Annotated in this window: 19 protein-coding genes; 2 read left to right on the top strand and 17 right to left on the bottom strand. The window is 45.7% G+C overall.

Annotated elements, in window-relative coordinates; translation table 11 throughout:
- Positions 1 to 177: 177 nt before the first annotated feature.
- The 3 genes from AC58UU_RS21230 to AC58UU_RS21220 all read right to left on the bottom strand — a co-directional run bounded on the left by AC58UU_RS21230 (position 178) and on the right by AC58UU_RS21220 (position 2,882).
- Entirely contained in the window at positions 178 to 729 is a 552-nt protein-coding gene (locus AC58UU_RS21230; RefSeq protein WP_497318691.1) for a GNAT family N-acetyltransferase, read from the bottom strand.
- 396 nt (positions 730 to 1,125) lie between these two features.
- Entirely contained in the window at positions 1,126 to 1,386 is a 261-nt protein-coding gene (locus AC58UU_RS21225) for a hypothetical protein (RefSeq protein WP_497318690.1), read from the bottom strand.
- 26 nt (positions 1,387 to 1,412) lie between these two features.
- Entirely contained in the window at positions 1,413 to 2,882 is a 1,470-nt protein-coding gene (locus AC58UU_RS21220) for an MDR family MFS transporter (protein WP_497318689.1), read from the bottom strand.
- A 62-nt stretch (positions 2,883 to 2,944) separates the two neighbouring features.
- Here AC58UU_RS21220 and AC58UU_RS21215 point away from each other — a divergent pair, with 62 nt between their 5' ends.
- Positions 2,945 to 3,199, top strand: a complete 255-nt coding sequence (locus tag AC58UU_RS21215; RefSeq protein ID WP_497318688.1) for a hypothetical protein — start codon at positions 2,945 to 2,947, stop codon at positions 3,197 to 3,199.
- Here the strand turns inward: AC58UU_RS21215 and helD are convergent.
- The 9 genes from helD to AC58UU_RS21170 form a co-directional block, all read right to left on the bottom strand.
- On the bottom strand, positions 3,127 to 5,544 hold the full coding sequence (gene helD / locus AC58UU_RS21210; protein ID WP_497318687.1) for an RNA polymerase recycling motor HelD: 2,418 nt from the start codon (positions 5,542 to 5,544) through the stop codon (positions 3,127 to 3,129). The genes AC58UU_RS21215 and helD overlap by 73 nt on opposite strands.
- Positions 5,545 to 6,235: 691 nt before the next feature.
- Complete coding sequence (locus AC58UU_RS21205; RefSeq protein WP_497318686.1) at positions 6,236 to 7,003, bottom strand: sugar phosphate isomerase/epimerase family protein; 768 nt, start codon at positions 7,001 to 7,003, stop codon at positions 6,236 to 6,238.
- A gap of 86 nt (positions 7,004 to 7,089) precedes the next feature.
- Positions 7,090 to 7,542 carry a GNAT family N-acetyltransferase gene (locus tag AC58UU_RS21200; protein ID WP_497318685.1) on the bottom strand — a complete coding sequence of 151 codons (453 nt, stop codon included), beginning with the start codon at positions 7,540 to 7,542 and terminating at the stop codon, positions 7,090 to 7,092.
- Between the two features lie 82 nt (positions 7,543 to 7,624).
- Positions 7,625 to 8,152 (bottom strand): GNAT family N-acetyltransferase, encoded by a 528-nt coding sequence (locus AC58UU_RS21195; RefSeq protein WP_497318684.1) that lies wholly within the window; start codon positions 8,150 to 8,152, stop codon positions 7,625 to 7,627.
- 166 nt (positions 8,153 to 8,318) lie between these two features.
- Positions 8,319 to 8,831, bottom strand: a complete 513-nt coding sequence (locus tag AC58UU_RS21190; protein WP_497318683.1) for a GNAT family N-acetyltransferase — start codon at positions 8,829 to 8,831, stop codon at positions 8,319 to 8,321.
- Positions 8,832 to 9,104: 273 nt separating this feature from the next.
- The gene (locus AC58UU_RS21185; protein WP_497318682.1) at positions 9,105 to 9,821 is read right to left on the bottom strand and encodes a WecB/TagA/CpsF family glycosyltransferase; all 717 of its coding nucleotides are present in this window, start codon (positions 9,819 to 9,821) and stop codon (positions 9,105 to 9,107) included.
- A 188-nt stretch (positions 9,822 to 10,009) separates the two neighbouring features.
- A complete protein-coding gene (locus AC58UU_RS21180; protein ID WP_497318681.1) occupies positions 10,010 to 10,573 on the bottom strand; it encodes a dihydrofolate reductase family protein in 564 nt (187 codons plus the stop codon).
- A 76-nt stretch (positions 10,574 to 10,649) separates the two neighbouring features.
- A complete protein-coding gene (locus AC58UU_RS21175; protein ID WP_497318680.1) occupies positions 10,650 to 10,838 on the bottom strand; it encodes a helix-turn-helix transcriptional regulator in 189 nt (62 codons plus the stop codon).
- A 264-nt stretch (positions 10,839 to 11,102) separates the two neighbouring features.
- Entirely contained in the window at positions 11,103 to 11,942 is an 840-nt protein-coding gene (locus AC58UU_RS21170; RefSeq protein ID WP_497318679.1) for a helix-turn-helix transcriptional regulator, read from the bottom strand.
- A gap of 117 nt (positions 11,943 to 12,059) precedes the next feature.
- On the opposite strand from AC58UU_RS21170, the gene AC58UU_RS21165 reads away from it, so the two are divergent.
- Positions 12,060 to 12,914, top strand: coding sequence for an NAD-dependent epimerase/dehydratase family protein (locus AC58UU_RS21165; RefSeq protein ID WP_497318678.1), 855 nt, complete (start codon positions 12,060 to 12,062; stop codon positions 12,912 to 12,914).
- 142 nt (positions 12,915 to 13,056) lie between these two features.
- On the opposite strand, the gene AC58UU_RS21160 is transcribed toward AC58UU_RS21165, so the two are convergent.
- The 5 genes from AC58UU_RS21160 to AC58UU_RS21140 form a co-directional block, all read right to left on the bottom strand.
- On the bottom strand, positions 13,057 to 16,056 hold the full coding sequence (locus AC58UU_RS21160) for a hypothetical protein (RefSeq protein WP_497318677.1): 3,000 nt from the start codon (positions 16,054 to 16,056) through the stop codon (positions 13,057 to 13,059).
- A 334-nt stretch (positions 16,057 to 16,390) separates the two neighbouring features.
- Positions 16,391 to 17,134, bottom strand: a complete 744-nt coding sequence (locus AC58UU_RS21155; RefSeq protein ID WP_497318676.1) for a PIG-L deacetylase family protein — start codon at positions 17,132 to 17,134, stop codon at positions 16,391 to 16,393.
- Between the two features lie 21 nt (positions 17,135 to 17,155).
- Positions 17,156 to 18,142 (bottom strand): N-acetylglucosamine kinase, encoded by a 987-nt coding sequence (locus AC58UU_RS21150; protein ID WP_497318675.1) that lies wholly within the window; start codon positions 18,140 to 18,142, stop codon positions 17,156 to 17,158.
- On the bottom strand, positions 18,142 to 19,650 hold the full coding sequence (argH, locus tag AC58UU_RS21145) for an argininosuccinate lyase (RefSeq protein ID WP_497318674.1): 1,509 nt from the start codon (positions 19,648 to 19,650) through the stop codon (positions 18,142 to 18,144). Before argH ends, AC58UU_RS21150 begins: the two co-directional genes overlap by 1 nt.
- The gene (locus tag AC58UU_RS21140; protein WP_497318673.1) at positions 19,637 to 20,416 is read right to left on the bottom strand and encodes a creatininase family protein; all 780 of its coding nucleotides are present in this window, start codon (positions 20,414 to 20,416) and stop codon (positions 19,637 to 19,639) included. The genes argH and AC58UU_RS21140 overlap by 14 nt, the downstream gene beginning before the upstream one ends.
- Between the last annotated feature and the right edge of the window lie 40 nt (positions 20,417 to 20,456).

Below are 20,456 nucleotides of genomic sequence, written 5' to 3'. Positions count from 1 at the left end.
GCGATCAGTGTCATCAAATTGAAAGCCTTTCTACGATAGAGAGATCAGTCCTTTTCATCGACTTTTCATACACAACCCCCGATTCCAAATCAGACATTTGATAAGTTGAGAAAACGGTAACCGATTAACTAGATCGGCTGCCACGAATAAGGCTGCCCATGGCAGCCTATAATTCTACTACTTATATAATTTCTCGAACTCATTTTTAGTTAAGCCATAAACATATTCGTCATAGCGTTGACCCTTAGTAAAAACCATATCTCTAATTCTTCCTTCTTGAACGAAGCCAAGATGCTCCTGCAGTGCAATAGAACTTTCATTAAAGGCATAGACATGTGCATTAACCTTAAGGTATCGTAATTCCTCAAAGTAATAACGAAGTAATATCCTTATGGCATCTGAAGCATATCCATTACGCCAATGTTCACGAAATATCGAAACTCCGTATTTAAAAGTTCCATGCCGAGAGTTACAACTATTTGTGGATATGCTTCCGACGAGAGTTCCCTCAAGCGATTCAATAGCCAGGAATACCTTATCCCCATTTGATGTGTTAGAGGCTTGGTGTTCCGCCCACAGCCTTGTTCCTTCTTCTGATCTTGGAAAATGTATTTCATCACATAGCCTAGCGTTATCGGAATCCAAATCGTTTTTATGAAACTTATCCCAATCCATTGGCAGGATCGGACGCAACCTAACTTTTAAACCTGCCCAAACATAATTATGCAAAATATATCCTCCTCAATTAAATTCTTTAAGACCCATACATTTATAAAAAGGGGGGAGATATTGCTCGAGGATCTGCTTTATATTTGACTGCATTGTTCTCATTACCTCCAATATATGGAAAATTGTAGCATGAACATAATCTCTTGTATATGGCTGCTTTCTGGTACGTGAGGGATTAGCGAAAATAGAGTAAAGGGCTGGAGATCCCAGCCCCTCCTCATCAAACCGTACGTGCAGTTTTCCCGCATACGGCTTTCCGAGATTGCAGAGGATTAACCACATAATGCTTATATTCCCCTCGCGTAAGAAAGGCGACCACGCTGGATACTTTTGATACATCTAATCCTACAACTGGCTCCATAACACTCTCCCTAATTCATTAAATTACTGGCAAGTTCACGTTCTCCCGGCTACCGACATCATATGACGCCAAAGAAAAAAGGAATGTATGTGATTGCGCCGAACATGCCCATCCCCATCAAGAAGCCCGATCCCCTGGATGGCGCGGAAGACGATAAGCTTGTCAAGTCCCGTGACAAGCCACACAGCGCTGAGCCAGCGAGGAACAGTCCCATGCCCTTGTAAAGACATACTGTACAGACTAACATGATCAGCAAAAAATAGCCTTGGCCGACTAACGGCCAAGGCTATTTGCATACGAGCGAATCGAAGCCGATTCGCGATTAGTGATCCATCATCATCGCCGGGTTCGGATTGTCCCCACCGACGGTTCCGCCTTCTTCCTGCAGCTTCGGTTTACGCAGAAGGAGCGACAGTGCGATACCCACGCTCACGAGGCACGTGGACAGGAAGAAAGTGTCGCCGTAACCCGCGACGACGGCATTCAGCGGATTCGCGTCCGCTGCCGCGCTTGCGGCGTGGGAAGTAATTTGCGACGTGAGATAACCCGTCAGGCCCGCGACCGCGAACGAGAGGACGACTTGCGAAGCTGCTGTTGTCAGAGGTGTGACGCGGCTCACCAGACGGCGAGGCGCAGAGTTCAAGACATGCGTGTTGAGCGGCATCATGGTGAAGCCCATGCCGAGACCCAAGATGCAGATGCACAGAATGATAACCCACAGCGAGGTATCCACCGATATGCCGGACAAGATGAACAGGGAAATGGTTATGACGGTAAGACCGGCGAAGGCGAGTGGACGCGCGCCGATCTTATCGAACAACCGACCGCTGATTGGCATGCCGATTCCCGCGCATAGTGCATAAGGCATCAGGATCCAGCCCGTTTCAAGCGCGGTGTAGTGCATGACACCTTGCAGATACAGCGGCACGATTAGCATTGTGCCGAACAACGGGAGCTGTACGATCCACGTCATGATGATGCTGCGTGTAAAGTCGGACGACTTGAACACTTTCAGCTCCAGCAGCGGCTGCTTCTGTGCCAGTTCCACGAAGATGAAGAGGATGAGTGCAATGCCGCCGACGGTTAAGCCCGTGATCGTCGAAGTCGAGAACCAGCTGGTGCCGCCTTCGCTCACGCCGTACGCCAGCATGGAGAAGGCGATCGGCGCGAGGCACATGCCGATGACGTCCAGATGCGGCGCAGCATGGCGGTCGGATTTCGGCAAATATTTATACCCGAGAATGAAGGCGATAATGCCGATCGGCAGATTGATGATGAAAATCCAGTGCCAGCTGACAGAATCGACCAGCCAGCCGGATAGCACCGGACCGAAAGCCGGTGCAATCAGCATTGGGACGCCGAGTACACCCATGATGGATCCGCGGCGTTCTGGAGGCGCGAGCTTGAACACCATGGCCATCCCGATCGGGCCCACCATGCCGCCGCCCAAGCCTTGAATGATGCGGTAAATGATCAGCTGTTCCGGCGTTTGCGCAATGCCGCACAGCACGGAGCCGATCGTGAACAGGGCGATCGTAATCATGAAAATTTGCTTGGAGCCGAATTTATCGGCCATCCAGCCTGCAAGCGGGATAACGGCGGATAAGGCCAGCGTATAGCCGGTGACGGTCCATTGGATCGTCTTCAGATCGGTGTCGAAGTATTCAACGAGTTTCGGAATGGCATTATTGACGACGGTACTGTCCAGAATAACCATGATCATGCCGACAATAATTGCTATAAGCGGCGGCAAAATGGCTTTCAACGAGAAGTCGTCCCCGCTGGCTGCCATCGGTTTTGTTTCTGTAGGAGCTGACATAGGTCCCTGCTTTCTGCTCATTGAGCTGAGTATGAATGAAAATAATGGTCGAGGAACAAATTGATCTGTTCTTCGATGGAAGCCGACACGCGGAAATAGGAGTCATCGTGGGATTCTTGCTTACAACCGGCCTTGATGACGGGCTACAGGATGGCGCCGAAGATTTGCTGAATCATGAGCAGCAGCTTATCGTGGCCGACGTCCCCCCCCCGATCCGTCAATATGTTGCTTTCTCGTACAAATTCGCAGGCAATGCTTGCACGAACGGCGACCAATCGCCCGTCGTGTAAAGATGAAGCTGATGCATGGCCCGCGTACACGCCGTATAAAGAAGCTTGCGTTCGTTGTCCCGGCCGTAAGCTTCGGGCGAAGCATCATAGACCAAGACTGCATCGAACTCGACACCCTTGGCGAGATACACAGGAATGACCATCACTCCTTTTTCAAAGCCCCGCGTCTCCTTCGTAATTAGCCGCAGAGCTTCGCCTCCTTGAATCCGTAACGATTCATGGGCCTCCCGGCTTTGGGCTGCGGTCTGCGTAATGACAGCGATGGAATCGAAGCCCTCGGCCCTGAGCGCCGCGATGTCTGCCAGAATTTGCGCATCACGCTTCTCCCCGCCATCCAGTCTCGTCAGAAGGGGCTTTTGGCCTCCCCTTTCAAACGGTGCAATTTCTTCTCCGCCTGGAAGCATCGATTTCGTAAATTCAACAATCTCCCTGGTTGAACGATAACTGCGTACAAGGCAGACAAGGCTTGTTTCGGCTTCACCGAAAAGGCGGACCAGCGGCGAGTCGGATGCGTCCAAACTTGTAGCCTGTGTGAAGATCGCTTGCCCGAAATCGCCGAGCACCGTCATCCGGGCACGGGGAAACAACTTTTTTAGATATTCATATTGAAACGGCGAATAATCCTGACCCTCATCAACGAAGACATATCGGATTTCCGTGTTCGTCCGGACGCCTTCGATCAGTTCTTTTACATACAAATACGGAGTCGCATCCTCGTGGAACAACTCGTTCCGGAGCAGCTTTTCCTTGGTTTGCCTGCATATTTCAGGCCACAGCGGAGGGATGATGGCCCCAATCGTTTTCTCCCGATAAGCGGCTTCATCGACAAACAATTGGCCATATATGCCTTTGACATCTACAAACGAGAGTTTCTTCACACTTTTCCTTAGCGGTTTAAAGATTTCTTTCACGATCCTTCGGCGGAGCAGATCTTCCTCCCTTTGGGCGAAGTCAAAGTCGCCTTCATCTTCCCGGCGCTTGTTGTTAATTTTCTCGCGAACTGTGGCGTATTGTTCCGCAACGTCGAATACTTCCTTCTCTTTATGCAGCATTCCGAAGACTTCCACGTACAGCTCGGTGTCGAGATAATTCAACTCTTCCTGTACCCAAGGCGCTTCCCGTTCCATGCGTTCCAGCGAAGCCAGTTCATTCAGCAGCCATTCCTGCAAGAGAACGACACGATTGAGCAACGGCAGCGAACGGTCATAACCGTAAAATTTCGCTCTCATTCGCTCCGCGGTAATCAAATCGCGGTCCCGAATACGAATACCGTTGAATCGCATGCCTTCCCGTCCCAACCACATTCCATAGTTCTGCAGGGCTTGCAGGAAAGCCTCGGAAGCTTTATACTCGATCCCCTGAAGACGAGCCTCATACCCCGGCGTTCCTTGTGCGGTCAGTACATATTCGATCTGATCAAAGGGGTCCTCCGGCCGTAACGAGGAACCTAGCCAATAGTCGAGATATTCTTGAAAAGTCGTCTGCTGCATATTCTCTTCACCGAGCTCCGGAAGGACGGTGGAGATATAACTGGTAAACATCGGATTCGGTGAGAAAAGAACGATCTGATCAGCCCTGATCGTCTGGCGGTATTTGTACAGCAAGTACGCCACCCGCTGCAATGCCGCGGAAGTCTTACCGCTGCCGGCCGCCCCTTGTACGATAAGCATCCGGCTTTTGTCATTGCGGATGATAGCGTTTTGTTCCTTCTGGATGGTTGCCACGATACTCTTCATTTGCGAGTCCGCACCTTTGCCGAGCACTTGCTGCAGCAATTCGTCTCCGATCGTTTCGCTCGCGTCAAACATGTTGCGGATTTGCCCGTTTTGAATCTGAAACTGCCGTTTTAGCTCCATCGTCCCTTCGATTCGTCCGGCCGGCGTGACATAAGACGCCGGGCCTGGGGAGTAGTCGTAGTACAGGCTAGCGATTGGCGTACGCCAGTCATAGATCAGAAAGCTCAATCCGTCTTCGTCGACGAATGAAGATACGCCGATATAGATCTGCTCACTGAGGTCCAGGCCATCCTCCTGAAAGTCGATGCGTCCGAAATAAGGAGACGGGAGCAGACGGTTCATGCTTTTCCATTGCTGCGTCAATAGCTTGTGGCCGCGCTCCCGTTCGGCCAATACCGCGGACTGCTGGTTAATCGTGTAGAAGGTCTCTTCGAAATCTTCGTACGTGCTTGTGTTGATCGTAACTTCTTCCCAAAACCGCTTGCGGATGTCCGTAGCCTGCTCATGCAGTCCGGCAACCTCCGGCTCCAGTTCGGCGATTCTCGCCTGCAGTTTGTTCCTGACTCGTTCCAGCCGCTCCTGTTCCAGCCGCCAATCCTTCGCTTCCATATCTCCTGAACACACTCCTTTTTTCCATTTTTTTGGGATAAAAAAAGAGCATTGACAAATCAAAGTTCCAGATGTACAATTAAAGTGGGAATAAAAATGGATATACTCTTTACTTTAATTTGTCAATAACGCTATCGATTATATCATAGCGTTATTTCGTGTTCAATCTTTTTTTGTTGTTACCTCCGGCAGAGCTGAACACTGACCCGGATTGTGGACAGTTTAAACAAACCACCGTGGAGTTAAGCTGCCAATAGATGACCCTCGAATTCATTGAATTCATCAGGAGTCATCTTTTTTATGTCCACTGGTTCTGAATTGTAATAGGTTATGTTGTAAGCGGAGACGCGTGCTCGAACTTCTTCAGGAGTACCCTTAACTTAATTTGATGTGGTATTATTGGTTTTATTGCTACTAAAAGCAACCATTACTGACACTAATATGTCAGTAATGGTTGCTTTTATTCAAACGGATAAAGTAATCTGAATGTTTTAGACACATGTCGTATTGATGTCTGTGGACATGAAGAAACTTTTTCATTCAATCCCTCACCTATTTCAGTCAATTTTTAATAATATTTCTCTAGTAAACTCATTCCCTTCTTTATCTATCCTGCCCGTGAGAAAAGGCTACCGATCCACCGGCAGCCTTTTCTGGTCGTTTATTGAGCTATAGTTCTCCGTAAGTTCATCTATGCTTTTAACCCTAATTTTGCAAGATTGGCAAAGCTGATCTTCAAACTTTCGAAAGGATTGCGGTCATAACAGTCGTCCTGCTCGACCGCGGCCCACTCCACTCCGATCTCTTCGCATGCTTGAATAATCCCTTTGAAATTCATATTACCTTCGCCGACTTCCGAAAAACGCTGTTTCCGATCTGGTGTCACAATCATGTCCTTGAAATGAACAACCTTCATTCTTCCTTCCATCTTGCGAATCCACTCGATTGGATCGGCCCCACCAGCTTGCACCCAATAAACGTCCAGCTCGAAATTCACGCTATCTGGGTCCGACTCCTCAAATAAAATCTCCATGCCTGTTTTTCCGTCATATTTCGCGAACTCAAAGTCGTGGTTATGATAGATGAACTTTAACCCGGCACTTTTCAGCTGTCTCCCAAATTCCGAGGCTTGCTTTGCGAAAGTGGCGTAGCCTTGGCTGTTTTCGCGAAATTCCGGCGGGAGGCCGCCTAAACCGACATATTTGCAATTCCATGCTATATGCTTCTCGATGACGGTATCCATATCGTTCAACAGCTCGTTGTATCCGATGTGCGTCGCGCAGATCGTCAAGCCTTCCTGATCAGCAAGCGCTTTAAATTCTTGAATGTCGATCGGTCCGACACCGGAAGCTTGTACGGCCCGGTACCCCATTTGCTTTACTTTTTTCAAGCTTTCGCTGATGTCCTTTGGGGTTTTCAGAAAGCTGCGAAGAGTATACAATTGCGCGGCGATTTTCATTCATCTCACTCCATTCGTCAAATTTGAGTCATTTCATATATATCATGGAATTGGGCGCAGAGCCACAATAAATTGAGAAAAACGAATTATAAGTCTTGAGATAAACGTATCATATCCCTGCATTGTATACCGTTTTCAAAAATTTCATCAGAGTAATGTTTTACAAAGAAGTCCCTATCAATCCCAACAATTCTAAAACCACATTTTTGATATAGAGCGAGTTGTCCCATTCCTGAGTTCCCAGTGCCAATTTCAATTGTTTTATAACCCTGAAACTTAGCATTTTTAATTGCATGCTGTACTATCTTCTTTCCTATCCCTTTACCTTGGTGGGTCTCGTTGACAGCAATATTCACCAACTCAACTGTCTTAGGTCTTGTAGGCAATAATACATAAACTGCTAAAATAGTGTTATTCATCTCTGCTATGTAGCACTGCCCTCGTTTGAGATATTCTTTGACAATCTGTTCTGAAGGGTCAGCTAACAGTAACAGCTCCATTGGAGGCGACTCGTAAGTATCTAACTTGCGTATTTCCATTTTAACCCTCCTTTGTTGAACCATCATTACCCGTAATCAAGTATAGTTTATCTTAGTTGAACAACCAATTATAGCAAAAAAACTATAACGTCCTTATCATATGGATGTCATCAGGTTCTTTTTCAAACAGGTCTTTATCTATTTCTGTTGTAGTTGTGGAACCGCAACTTGAATAAAATTTTACAGCAGATTCTGTTTCTGTTGAAGAAATGTATAAATACTTCGCCCCTTCTGCAATAGCAACTTTACTTAGTGCATGTAATATTTGACTGCCAATTCCTTGTCTTCGATACTGACGAGTAACATACATGAGGTCTATCTGAAGTTGATTATTTTCTCTTCCTCTAAACTTGTGAGCCAATACTCCAAATCCGACTAATTTGTCTTCGTCAAAAGCTCCATAAGCTGTCCCGCCGTTATTTATTTCATACTCATATCTAGAAATAATCGCACGATAATTCTCTTCGTTCCAATTTGGGCATTCACGCCCCGCCTTTACCTCTTCAAGAGATCCATTATTCATCTTGTAAATCAGATTAATAGTTCCAGAACGGTCGATTTCCCGAATTTTATGCGAATCGGCATGACCCATTTGAATTATTTTAATCATAATTTATAATCCCTTTCTATTATAGTGCAACAGTCCGTCTTCCCTGTTCATTTGAATTGTGGTTTCCCTAGCAAGTCCATCCCTTCCAAATTCAATAAAATCATCTGTAAGCAAGATTTCTAGAATCTTTTCGGTTTTCGAGCTTCAGGCTGTAACACCCTTCACATTAACTCTTCTCATATAAATTGATTTTCCATCCATTAGCCCAGTGTAGTAATCTTATATGTTGAAATCCGCTCTCCAAATAATATTGATTTAATCTATAATTTTCAGCCATACAATCAAGTCTTATTCGATTCTTCCCTTTATTCTTTATATAGTTTTCAGCCCATTTTAATAATAATTGACCTATGCCAATTCCTAAATGACTTCTACTTACAGCAAATCTATGAATATATCCTGATTCATTATTATCAAGTTCTGCCCAAATTAAAGGGTCCGACCAACAAATGAAAAGTGTTCCCACAACTTCTTCGCTCAACCTAGCCAAATATATCTCATAACCATTACTAAAACATTCATGAATTTGATCAATATTGAAATGTTCTGAATTCCATTGATTTATCCCTTTAGATTGGAGCCACCTTGCAGACCCTTTCCAAAGCTCAAGTACAATATGACTTTCATCAATAGATGCAGGTTGTACATCTATTATAATATTTTCATTAATTTGCTTCATAGAATTCACCTCAAAGATAATTAAGCTCGCATTCCAGCTAACTGCTATACAATTTATATTACCACATTTATACAATTAAGTAGTTCTCATTAAATACAGTGAGCCTGCTATAGAAAGGTTACTACTGGAATGCCCAATTTATATCAAATATCCTATATATCTATATGGTGATTCTGATCATGGGGCGCATTCGCGGCAAATCGCTGCCAGCATCCTGACGTCAAAAACTCCGAACACGGCTCATAGGCCGACATCCGGAGTTTTTTCATTGTCTTAGCTTTCTTCTTTAAAAAACACCGCTCTAATAGCAAAACGAGGTAAAATCAATTGTCTCCGCCATCTTGAGGGTTGATTTATTAATCGAAACAGCCATTCCACTTTTAGCTTTTGCCAAATGGCCGGTGCTCGTTTCACTTTTCCAGCGATGATATCAAGACTTCCTCCAACGCCAATAGCTACTCTAACATTGAGCTTATCCTTATACTTATAGATCCAACGTTCAGCTTTTGGAGCACCAAGTGCTACAACTAAGACATCGGGACTCAAAATTTCTATTTCTTCTACAATTCGTGCCTCTTCCATCTGGTCATAAAACCCGTGTTGTCTTCCCAGTACCGATACATTCGGGTATGTCTTATTGATATTTTCGACAGCTTTTTTACTAGTAGCTTCATCCGCACCCAGAAGGTAAAAAGACCAATTGTTTCGGTTTCCGGTCTCAAGTAACTTGACTAGAAGATCACAACCGGTAACACGCTCGGGCAGTGGATTCCCTTTTAAATGCGATACCATGACGATTCCGATACCGTCAGCTGTGAGGTGACCCGCCTCGTCAATAATGGAACGCAGCTGTTGGTCGTGTTGACAAGACATGGTGATTTCCGGATTGAGCGTAACAACATGAAACAGTTCTGTTTTTTTCTCAGTTATTACATCGCTAATCAAATCAACGGTATCATCCATTGTTATTTTAGGAACCGGGATTCCCATGATTTTCGAACAGTTCTCCATTTAGCACGCATCCACCTTCGAATAATAATATCCACATTTTAACATAAAGGCTAGGTTCATAAAATAAATAAAAGCCGCAATATTAGCGGCTTATAATGGGATATTGTTTTTAAGTCATCTCACAAATATTTACTTTCAATCTCAGCAAAAAAGCATTGGATAATCGTTCATTGAATTACTCTATAGTGAAGCATAACGATTCCAGACCTAAAATTCCTTGTTTCTAACAGTTCAAGTTTAATTTCTTTGACATCTTTAAAAAGCGATTTTCCAGCTCCAACAATAACCGGAGTTACCACGAGCAAATACTCGTCAATCAATCCTTCATTGGCAAGCTGCTGCACAATCGTACCGCTCCCGAAAATAGTAATATCAGAACCTTGGTCCTCTTTCAATTTTCTTACTTCATCAGCAAGATTACCATTAAACAACTTGGAATTCTCCCAGGTAACTTCCATCTGGGTTTCTGAAAACACTACTTTAGTCATCTGATTTAATTCGTTGGCCATTCTCCGAGCACCTTCGGGAGCATTTGGATTCTTCGCAACAAGCGGCCAATAACTTTCGAACATCTGATAGGTTACCTTGCCAAATAGTACCGTGTCAGGATTCATCATCTCATGCGCGGCTTTATCGACTTCGGGATCATGTATAAACCAATCGATTTCTCCGTTCGGGCCCGCATAATAACCATCAATTGAAACATTGTTAAACATGACAACTTTTCTCATAAAAATCACCCTTTCTATATTTGCTTAAATCAATAGTAGCCCGATCGAAAAGCAAAGTCTTGTATAGAAACGACAGCTATTGAGAATGACTCAATCGAACGATTTGAACAGGAGTCAATCCAATAAAATGTTTCAGTGATCGGGTTAAATGCGCCTGGTCGTAGTAGCCAGCTTGATCAATCGTATCGAATATAGAAGTGCCGTGCAGCAGGAGGTCCCTCGCGAATCTAGCACGTTCCATTCGGCGAACGGTGTTGTGAGTCATCTCAGTTTCCCTGGGACAAGGCGCTGGGGCTGCTTTCGTTCCTGGCCCCCACAAAGTTAGGGTTATCTTACCATCAAGTTTGGCGACGACCAAACCCCAATGACGAACTGCAGGAAAGATATACGGACCGGAGTTTATTATAGCTCTTGCTTCTGTATGTAATTTCAGACAAAGCCTCAGTTGTATCACTGAGTGGTTTACGAATTTGCGGTCCCACTTTTGCAAATGGTAGGTGTTCGGATTGAAGCTTGTTCATTTGATCCCTCATTCTTTTGGAATGTTCTGACCCAGTAACGTTTTCAATCGCTCAGCCGTAGACGGTGATGCGGTATAGATCATAATCTTAAGTTCCGAATTGGTCGGTGGCTGTAAGGTCACATGTTCAAATTCCATCTCTCCAATAAAGTGATCGTTCCATCGTTTGTGGCAGTCAGCGACGGTCTGAACATCATGTTTTGGCCAAAAAGAACGAAATAATCCACTTACCTCCATAAACTCCTCTATTAATCCCTTAAGCTTTTCGTCGTTCAAGAAAAGTGGGTAATCCGCACGAAACCGCGCAATCATGACCTTTGCTTTAGCTTCCCAATCCACATTATTCGTTTTTAGAGATGAATCCGTCAGAAAACGTCTCAACCAATTAGGGCGCTGCTGTAATTCCTTTGAGAATGTTGGTAGTCGAAATACAAGCTCTGACGCTCGATTCCACATCAATAAATCCCAACCTCTTCCCAAAATGAAAGCAGGATTAGGTTCAAGAGCCCTCACCGTTTGCTCCAACCCGCTACTCACTTCTTGTTCCTCTTCTACCTCCAGTTTTGCTGGCATTGCAAGCATATGGAGATGGCGGCATTCATCAGCGGATAATCGTAACGCTTCCGCCAAACTATCTAATACTTCCACTGATGGATTTACATCTCTACCCTGTTCCAATGAGGTATACCATGAAACACCAATATGGGCAAGTTGGGCCACCTCTTCTCGTCGAAGTCCGGGCGTTCGACGCCGCCCATAAGACGGCAACCCAACTTCCTCTGGAGTAAGGCGCTCTCTGCGTGCCCGCAAAAATTCACCCAACGATAAGCTGGAAGAAAACTCATTCATAGGCTGCTCCCCTTATCCTGACACTGCCAATCCTATGTTAAACACAGGAAGGCAGCAGATTCCAGTTTCTGTAATACTGTTAGTATAGCATTGACAAAACCGAGGAGGTAATCAAAAATGAATGTTTTTTTGACTGGGGCAACAGGAAAACTAGGAAGCCGCTTTGTACCACGTTTGCTGCAGCACGGGCATAACGTTAAAGCAATGATCCGAGATGCTTCAAAGACGAGTACGTTTCAACAGCTAGGTATTGAGGTTATCGAAGGTGATCTGTTGCACACGGAAAGTCTCGCAACTGCTTTACAAGGGACTGACGTCGTAGTGCACCTGGCCGCTCAGTTTCGCGGAGTAGATGAAGCTGCGGCGAAACTGTCAAACATCGATGCCAGCATTGCTTTAGCAAGTGCTGCCTTAGATGCAGAAGTTCCAAGATTTGTGTTTGCGAGCACCAATTTAGTGTATGGTTCTGGAGCTGGAGCTCCTAACAGACCGAGCCGAGAAGAAGACGAATTACGACCTGGATTCCCTTATCCTCAAACCAAAGTGGCAGCAGAAGAAGCCTTGCTCCGTCTGCATCGTGAGAAGGGATTGGGGCTTCGCATTCTACGGTTTGGTTTTGTCTATGGTGAACATGATCCCCATGTCACAGAATTTCTTCCATTAATGAGCAAATGGAACCTCGCCAAACGGCTTCATATGGTACACCATGCGGATGTAAGTCAAGCTTTGCTGCTTGCTTCCTGCATGCATGGAATAGATGGCCACATTTATAACGTTGCTGATGATTCCCCCATAACTGTTGAAGAACTGTTTCGACTTCATGGTCTTACTGACCACCACTTAACAGAAGCCATGCAGCAAGAGTTCAACCCATGGGATATGATCGTAGATACAACACGCATCAGGGAAGAATTAAACTATCGACCAATCTTCCCTTCGTTTTATTCAGCAAGAGATGCAGGAGCTTTGTAATCTTAGTATCATGTCCAACCATTTACTCTCAGCATCCTGATATCGGTGATGTCAAGATCATCCAGATGATACGGCTAGCCTCACTCATGAAAAAAGGACCATGTCGAAGACATGGTCGAATGAACCAGAACTGAAGAATCCTTTATTTATCGTACTTGTAGAGATTAATTTCGTGCTTCACGTAATAAAGATCTCCGTACTTATCCGTTGTCAGCAGCGTCACACCCGCCCCGATTAAAGAAACTGCGTCTTTGTTGGCAGAATTGGCGTCAACTGCGTACAATTTCGCACCGATGCTCACATAGACGTTACCGTCGTTGCCGACAACCATCTTGCCTCCTTGCCAAGACACGGGTATTGAGCTGAATTTGTCGGGATATACTGTCGTATGAGCAGCATCCGGATTATTCGGATCGATAATAAACAAATCAGCGGTCGTGTCGTGGGACGAATTACCTGACGAGTTCCCTTCCGCAAGTCCCCATATTTTCCCATCCGGACCCACGATGAGATTAGAGATGACTTTTCTTCCTGGGGCTGGGACAAATTGAGGAACAGGTGTCGAGTTGGCGCCCGTTGTATTCCAAACGAACACTTTTCCTTCCGTCGCATCAACAGGGCTGCTGATTCCCCCGTAAACGGATGTGCCGCCAAAAACTTTATTGTTCTTGTATGCAAGTGAAATAACACTTTGATGGTAGACAATATCGTTAATGGTCGTGACTTGTTGGGAAGTAGACAAGTCATAGACGGTGAAGGAGCCTTTATTATTCCCGGAACTCGCTACTGAACCGACATAAAGCCGATTCATTGAGGGTTCTGCCAACATGCCAAACGGACGATCCTGTTTGTAAGGGGCGTCGTCGATATCCTGGAACAGGAGCGAAGGATTCGTAGTATCATTCCATGTCGACGTTGTATCATATTTTTTGATCCACGCACCGGGATATATGCCTAGATACAGATTGTTGCCCAATGTCGTCATATTTTCCGCTTGGCCTGCGCCTTTATAGCGCTTTTCTTCGGATGTGTCCGGATTATAGACGCCCATCCCTCCAAGCAAATAGCCGCTTGTGTAAATATTGTCGGCTGGTCCCTTGACTAGTGATCGGATTTTGGTCACAGATTCTGGAATTATAAACGATGTCGTCGTATCAATTGTAGGCGTTGCTGCGAGCTTATATTTCAAAATTTTTCCTGATTTAAGCGCAGCATACAGATAAGTGTTGCCTGCATCGGTCAAATAAGTATAACCAGCTGCGCTTCCTCCTACATCGCCCAAATTTGATTCTGCTGCCGATGAAATATCGTAGCTGTAAAGATTATTCCCTTTCGTGTAGAACACTTTGTCATCCGAAGGGTGTTTCATCGATACGCCACGTGAATCTACATCGCTTAACGAAGAGGCAATCGTACCCGTTGTGTTATCCAATACCAGCGTTGGCCCCGCCGATAGCTGGGCGAACACCCTCGACGCCGCTCCGTTCGAAATATAATCAAGTCCAAGCACAAACTTGCTGCCATAATTTGGCGGTGAAATGGTGGTTTGAGTGCCATTCGTCGGATTAAATCGAATGATTGTCGCATTCGAGGTCGGTCCCATGCCCATATAAACCTCAGTATCGCTCGCATAAGCGATCGACCTCACGAAATCAAGGCCACTGACGATGGGTTGGCCACTGTTTAAGACGACAGTCCCTCCGGTCGGATCGTACTGGTACGCTTTGCCGCCGGTGGAAGTTCCGCCGTAGACTTTTCCGCTGCTTCCCGCCGTTACATCCCAAATAACGTCCATTCCGTTTGGTAGGGTAATTGGCAGTAACGAGCTGCCTGTTATTACTTTATTCCCATTAACCGTGCTAACTGTGCCGGGGAGATACCGAAACATCGTTTTCTTGTTAGCCGTTCCCAAATAGACGGACTTATCCGTAGCCACCGTCATTCCCCAGACTGCTTCTATCTTAGTGTTATTCGGATCAACCAAGAGATCTCGATCATCCAACAGCTCACCCGTTCGGGCATCGTATACCACCAACTTGGACGGAAACCCGCTGGAGCCGACATACATCAGATCCGTGTTACCGCTTGCATCTTTGCCGAATACAGCGACGTCAAGAGGATTGTTCATAATTTGAGTGCCGAGATTGTATTCAATCGGGCGATCAAGCGTCACATCATCAACGTAAGCGACCATCGAAGTTGTCGTCCCAGTCGTTAGATATACGGAGACGGATGCTGTGCCTGTAGGGGCGGTAGCGGATACAGAAACCGGAGTCCATTGTGACGCAGTGCCGGTGAAATCGTTTGCAGAATCTTTAATTACCGTTCCAGCGGAATTCTTGAACAGAAGGTGGATGCTCAGCCCGGAGCCGCTGGACGGGTAGATTTTGGCCGTAGCTCCGACTCTTGAGCCAGTAAAAACCGTTACATTCGAGCTTTCCGCAGTGCTAGCAGTGGTTGGGCTGGAATCGTCCAGTTTAAGACTGTAGGTTCCCCCCGCCTTCTGCACCGTCGAAACGGCTGCACCAGAGGACACTGTCCAAGTACCGCTAAACGGGTCTTCGAAGCCTGCATTTTTAACGGTTTGACCGATTGAAACATCGTCAACATAGGCAGTAGTAACAGCCGCTAATGAGCTGTAAACCATGACAGCTACTTGAGTTGTACCAGCTGGAGCTTTTGCTGTAATAGATCTCTTTGTCCATTGATTGAGCGTAGGCGTAACGCCAGTGGGCGCAATAATCGTTTCCGTGGTACCGTTATAGAAGATCAGCCAAACATCAATCGATCCTTCCACAATATAAGCAAAAGAAGAAGCGGTATACTCTTCATTCTGCGTAATACTAACCTTTTCGCTAATCCGAGCAAGTGAACCCGAAGTACTGGTGTCCACCATTTTCATACTGTTCAAGCCAGTGTAGGCTCTCTCACTCGAGACGGTTGCTGTATTTTGTCCGTACGTGGGGTGTGTGGTCCAAAGCGGTATGCCGGTTCCGGCATCTTCGAAAGAAGAGTTGGGGATAGCTATCGTGATGCCAGATGCGCGAGCATCGAGGTTCTGGAAACAGCTGATGATAAGCAAACAACTAAACACCATACAAACGAGGCGAATCCACCTGGGGCGAAACGTAATTGCTTTCATAATTACCACTCCTCACACAAAGTTTGGCTGCGGTCAATCGTGAAGCTGTCGTTACCGATCTGCGTTTACGAACTCCTTTCCTACCCAATGGGGCCTAGTTTCTACTCTCATTTTAAGCCCACACGTGCGTTTAAAATATGTCATCATTTCTAGAAAGTGTGGACAATTTCAAGAAAAAGTGTATAAAATTTCAAGATATACTTTACCGTTCGGTCAATAATTGTTCAAAAAAAAACCCTCTGATTTTCATAGAGGGGGTTGATCCAAGCGATAAATTCCTCAAAATTTCGAATAAGCCAACCTCGCTCCACTTTTTGTATCATCTGCTCACTAGTTAACAAAGCTCTATCTCTGGAATTCCTTCCGTGCTTTCCTGAATGTCTTCAAACAGTCCGTCTGCCCGCACCTTTGTGTAATACTCATATTGTCCGATAACCCCATAGTCTCCTTGCATGACACCTGGATAGGCTCGGTTTACCGAATAGATTTGACTTCGATGTGCGTGAAGCGCACGCCCTTTTGTTTCACGCTGATTCACTATGTTCACTTTTCCAGTTATGGGGACTGCACCGATTGGTGCTGAATCTGCGCAATAATCATAATAATGAGGAATCGAAGCGAAAAACAAGGTGCAATAATGAGAAGGCATCAATTTCTCCTCGGATTGAAGAACCGCTTGTTCTGTAGCCCGGGATATGGCTATATGATCTCGATGTCCCGTCACTCCGTTTGGAGGAAACGTAACGATGACGTGCGGCAGCAGCTGCACGATAAGGGATTCAATTTTTGCGGCCATTTCGTTAATATCCTGGTTAATCAAACTGCCGTCCGCGTAATGAAGCAAGTACAAGTTAGTTACGCCTATGACGTCGCAAGCCTGTGACAATTCCTGCTCCCGGAGTGTGGCGAGTTCATGCTTGCAGGTTACAAAATACTCACCAGACTTTCCCCCACAACCAGAGGTTGCGCAAATCAAATTGACGTCGTGACCGGCTTCCCTATATTTGGCCATGGTGCCGGCACAAGCGAATGACTCATCATCAGGATGGGCAAAAACGAACAACAGCCTTTTTTTCATAGGATCCCTCCATTAGACTAATCATCCATCATAAAATTTCTGATAGTGATCTAGAGCCAGAGCCATCATTCCGTATATAGGCTCCTTATTCTTGTTTTCGATTTGTCCGGATGGCGCAAAGTTGTTGAATTGATTCGTTACATATTCCCTCACAAACGCATTGTTTTGTAGGACGCCGCCTTGCAAAATGATTTGAAAAGGTTGTCTATATAAATTTATTCGCTCAATGACGGCCTTAGCACAAGTAAATAATTGTTCGGCTGCCTGGATTATAATGGATTGAGCCACTTGATCGCCATGCATATGAGCTTGTGAGACAAGACTGGACAATTCAGCTACTTTCTCCACAGAATAGCTTGAGTTATATGTCCAATTAAACAAATCCTCGGGATCTTTCAGATCCAAATAAGGAAGAATATACTCAGCCAACTTGTTGGGGGCCACCCGTCCATCCATGGTTTTCAAAATGTGAATGATCGCTTGTTTACCGATCCAATACCCGCTTCCCTCATCCCCAACTCGGTGCCCCCACCCTCCTGCTCTGGCAACCACCCCTTGATCATTAACGCCATAAACGATGGATCCCGTTCCAGCAATCATAAGAATACCTGGCTGACCATTGGTTGCCCCAAGTAATGCTGCTAAGCCGTCATTTTCAATAATTAAACGTTTGGCACGTATACGTAAATGCTGCAGCGCCTCTTCGACCAACGCTAGGATGATCCTGCGGTCATATTCGGTATCCAAACCAGCGATCCCCAATGCGGCACAATCCGTTTCTAATTCTGTTTCGCCAACCTCCCCATTCCCTACTAATTTACCGTCCTCCAAAGCATTTCGAATCGCATGGATAAGCTCCCTCACGGCTGCTTCTTTACCGACCCCCTGATAATTACAAGATCCTGATCTACCTTGTCCTCGAATCTGACCATGCATATCGAAGAAGTAGCACAGGCTTTTTGTTCCTCCTCCGTCCACAGCAAGAAATGGAATCTTTTTTGCTGACATTATGGGTTCCCCCACTCCCTCATGACTTCATCCAAAATCTGCAGCGCAGTTCGGCTTTTATGATCCGACTCCATTAACCATTGATCCAGAGCTAGCTGATCCTTACAACGTATCTGAATCATTCTAATCATCTCTTGGGGGCTTGGTCCTCCTGGCAAGGAGCGTATTTGAATAAAGTTCTCTGGGTCTAAGGCTAGTGCCAAGGTGGCTTTATCCATCATCAAATTACGACCTATGATCTCTTTAGCTGCTTCATTGACGAGTTCCCATGTAACTTCGTTCGCTGCTAACCCTTCCGACATCGCTCTCTTTACGACTGAACTAACGATATGGTGGGAAGTTCGGAAGGAGAGTTTGTCCGTTCTAACCAAGGTATCCGCCAGCTCGGTAACGGTAGCGAAGCTGCTTTCTGTCCGTTTACGAAGTACCTCTTTATTAACATCCATAGTCCCCACTACGACGGTTAGAAGTCGATAGATCTTGTCCATGAGTTCAAGAGATTTCCATGCATAAGGCTGCATATCGTCTTCGGTATCAACAATATCTCCGAAAGGCGTATTATGCATCATCGCAAGCACTGAATCCGCATTGCCTACGCAGCTAGAAAGAAGCGCGCGCATGTGTTCTAGCGAAACTGGATTTCGCTTTTGCGGCATGATGGAACTGATCTGTACATAAGGACTTGCTACCTTGATAGCGGCGAACTCTTGTGTACACCAGAGCAATAAATCCTGAACGACTCGACCAAGGTTGATAGCTGCAAGTTTGATAGAAGTAGCAACCTCTCCCAAATAATCCGCTCCGCCAATCGCATCATAGGAATTCTCTACAAGCTCGTCGAAGGCTAGAAGCTCTTTCACTCGGTTCCGATCAATAGGAAAGCCCGACGTTGTAAGTGCAGCAGCTCCCATACTACTGCGATTGCAATTATTGTAAGCGGCCGTCATCCGGCGGATGTCTCTCGTAAGCGAGTCAGCAACAGCCATGATGTAGTGAGCCATGGTTGTTGGCTGCGCCTGTTGGGTATGTGTGTAGCCAATCATCAACGTATGGATATGCTCTTCTGCGAATTGCAGAAGTTGTTTACGTAACTGCAAGCCGGATTGCATCGTGACCAGAAGCTTCTCTCTAAGTACCATCCGGTAAATAGTAACGCCCATATCATTACGACTCTTCGCTAGATGCAAATTTCCCGCAACGTCGCCTGCGTACTGCTGCAGCTGGCTTTCCACCTGAAAGAATAAATCCTCAAACTCACCCGAATAATTAGAGTGGCGTAGAAGATCAAGGTCAAGATGTACAATGGCTTTCGCAATCTGGCTAGCCTCATCTTGTGAAATCAATTGCTGCTCCTTCAACATGATCAAATGAGCTTTATTGATGGCCATCATGGCATCCAATAGATGCTGTTTGGCTTCATTGTAAGCAGGTTCTAGAACGGCTTCCGTATACGTTTTACCTGGAAATACCTTACCTTCAACTTCCATAATAGACTCACGATTTCCCATCTAATTGTTCACCTCCGTCTTTCATTACTGGTTTCTGTAACCAGTTTTCAAGTAATTGATTTAAATTGGTGACTGCTTCCGCTATAATCCATTCCCCTGCTTCTAATGACGTCTGCCCGACATGCCCCGTGTAGCCATCCCAACCTGCTGGACTGCCTTCCACCAATACATAAGGTAGATTCGAAAGTGAATGATTTGCTATTAGGTCTACATCACTGTCACTTACATGAACCAAATCCGGACGAAATGCTTTGACAACCGACATTTCATAGGGGCCTCCATGACCTCTGCCAGTTGTTCCTGTAAAGATTCCAGCTTCTTCAGCACATTGTATGGTTACCATTTGCCACCAATTCACTAAAAGAACACGAGCGTCCTTATAGGTTGCTGTAATGGCTTCTGCTACTGTTCTAGAAACACCCATATTCCCATCATGCGCGTTTAACAAAAGCACATTTCGGATACCCGTCTGACAGATCCCGTCAACAATTTCATATAAATAATCGGTGATGACAGACGGACTCACTGAGATTGTTCCTGGATAATGACGGGTCTTTCCCGGACAAGCTGTATAAGGGATGACGGGATAAATGAGTGGCTTTAATGCAGGATGGAGACGCTCAGCGAAACCATTCGCTAGAATGACATCAGTACCGAGCGGTGAATGCGGCCCGTGATATTCGATTGATCCGAGAGGCACCACTGCAAACCGGACTTCTTCTAATACAGTCTGTAGATCACGACCGTGTACTTCTTTAATATCCATGGGCTTGATTCCCCCGTTTGGTAAATCGGGAGGCCCGCTC

The organism is Paenibacillus sp. JT22N1 (assembly GCF_059692155.1).
The sequence above is the reverse complement of the archived record's forward strand: the minus strand, read 5'-3'. Positions and strand labels throughout refer to the sequence as shown.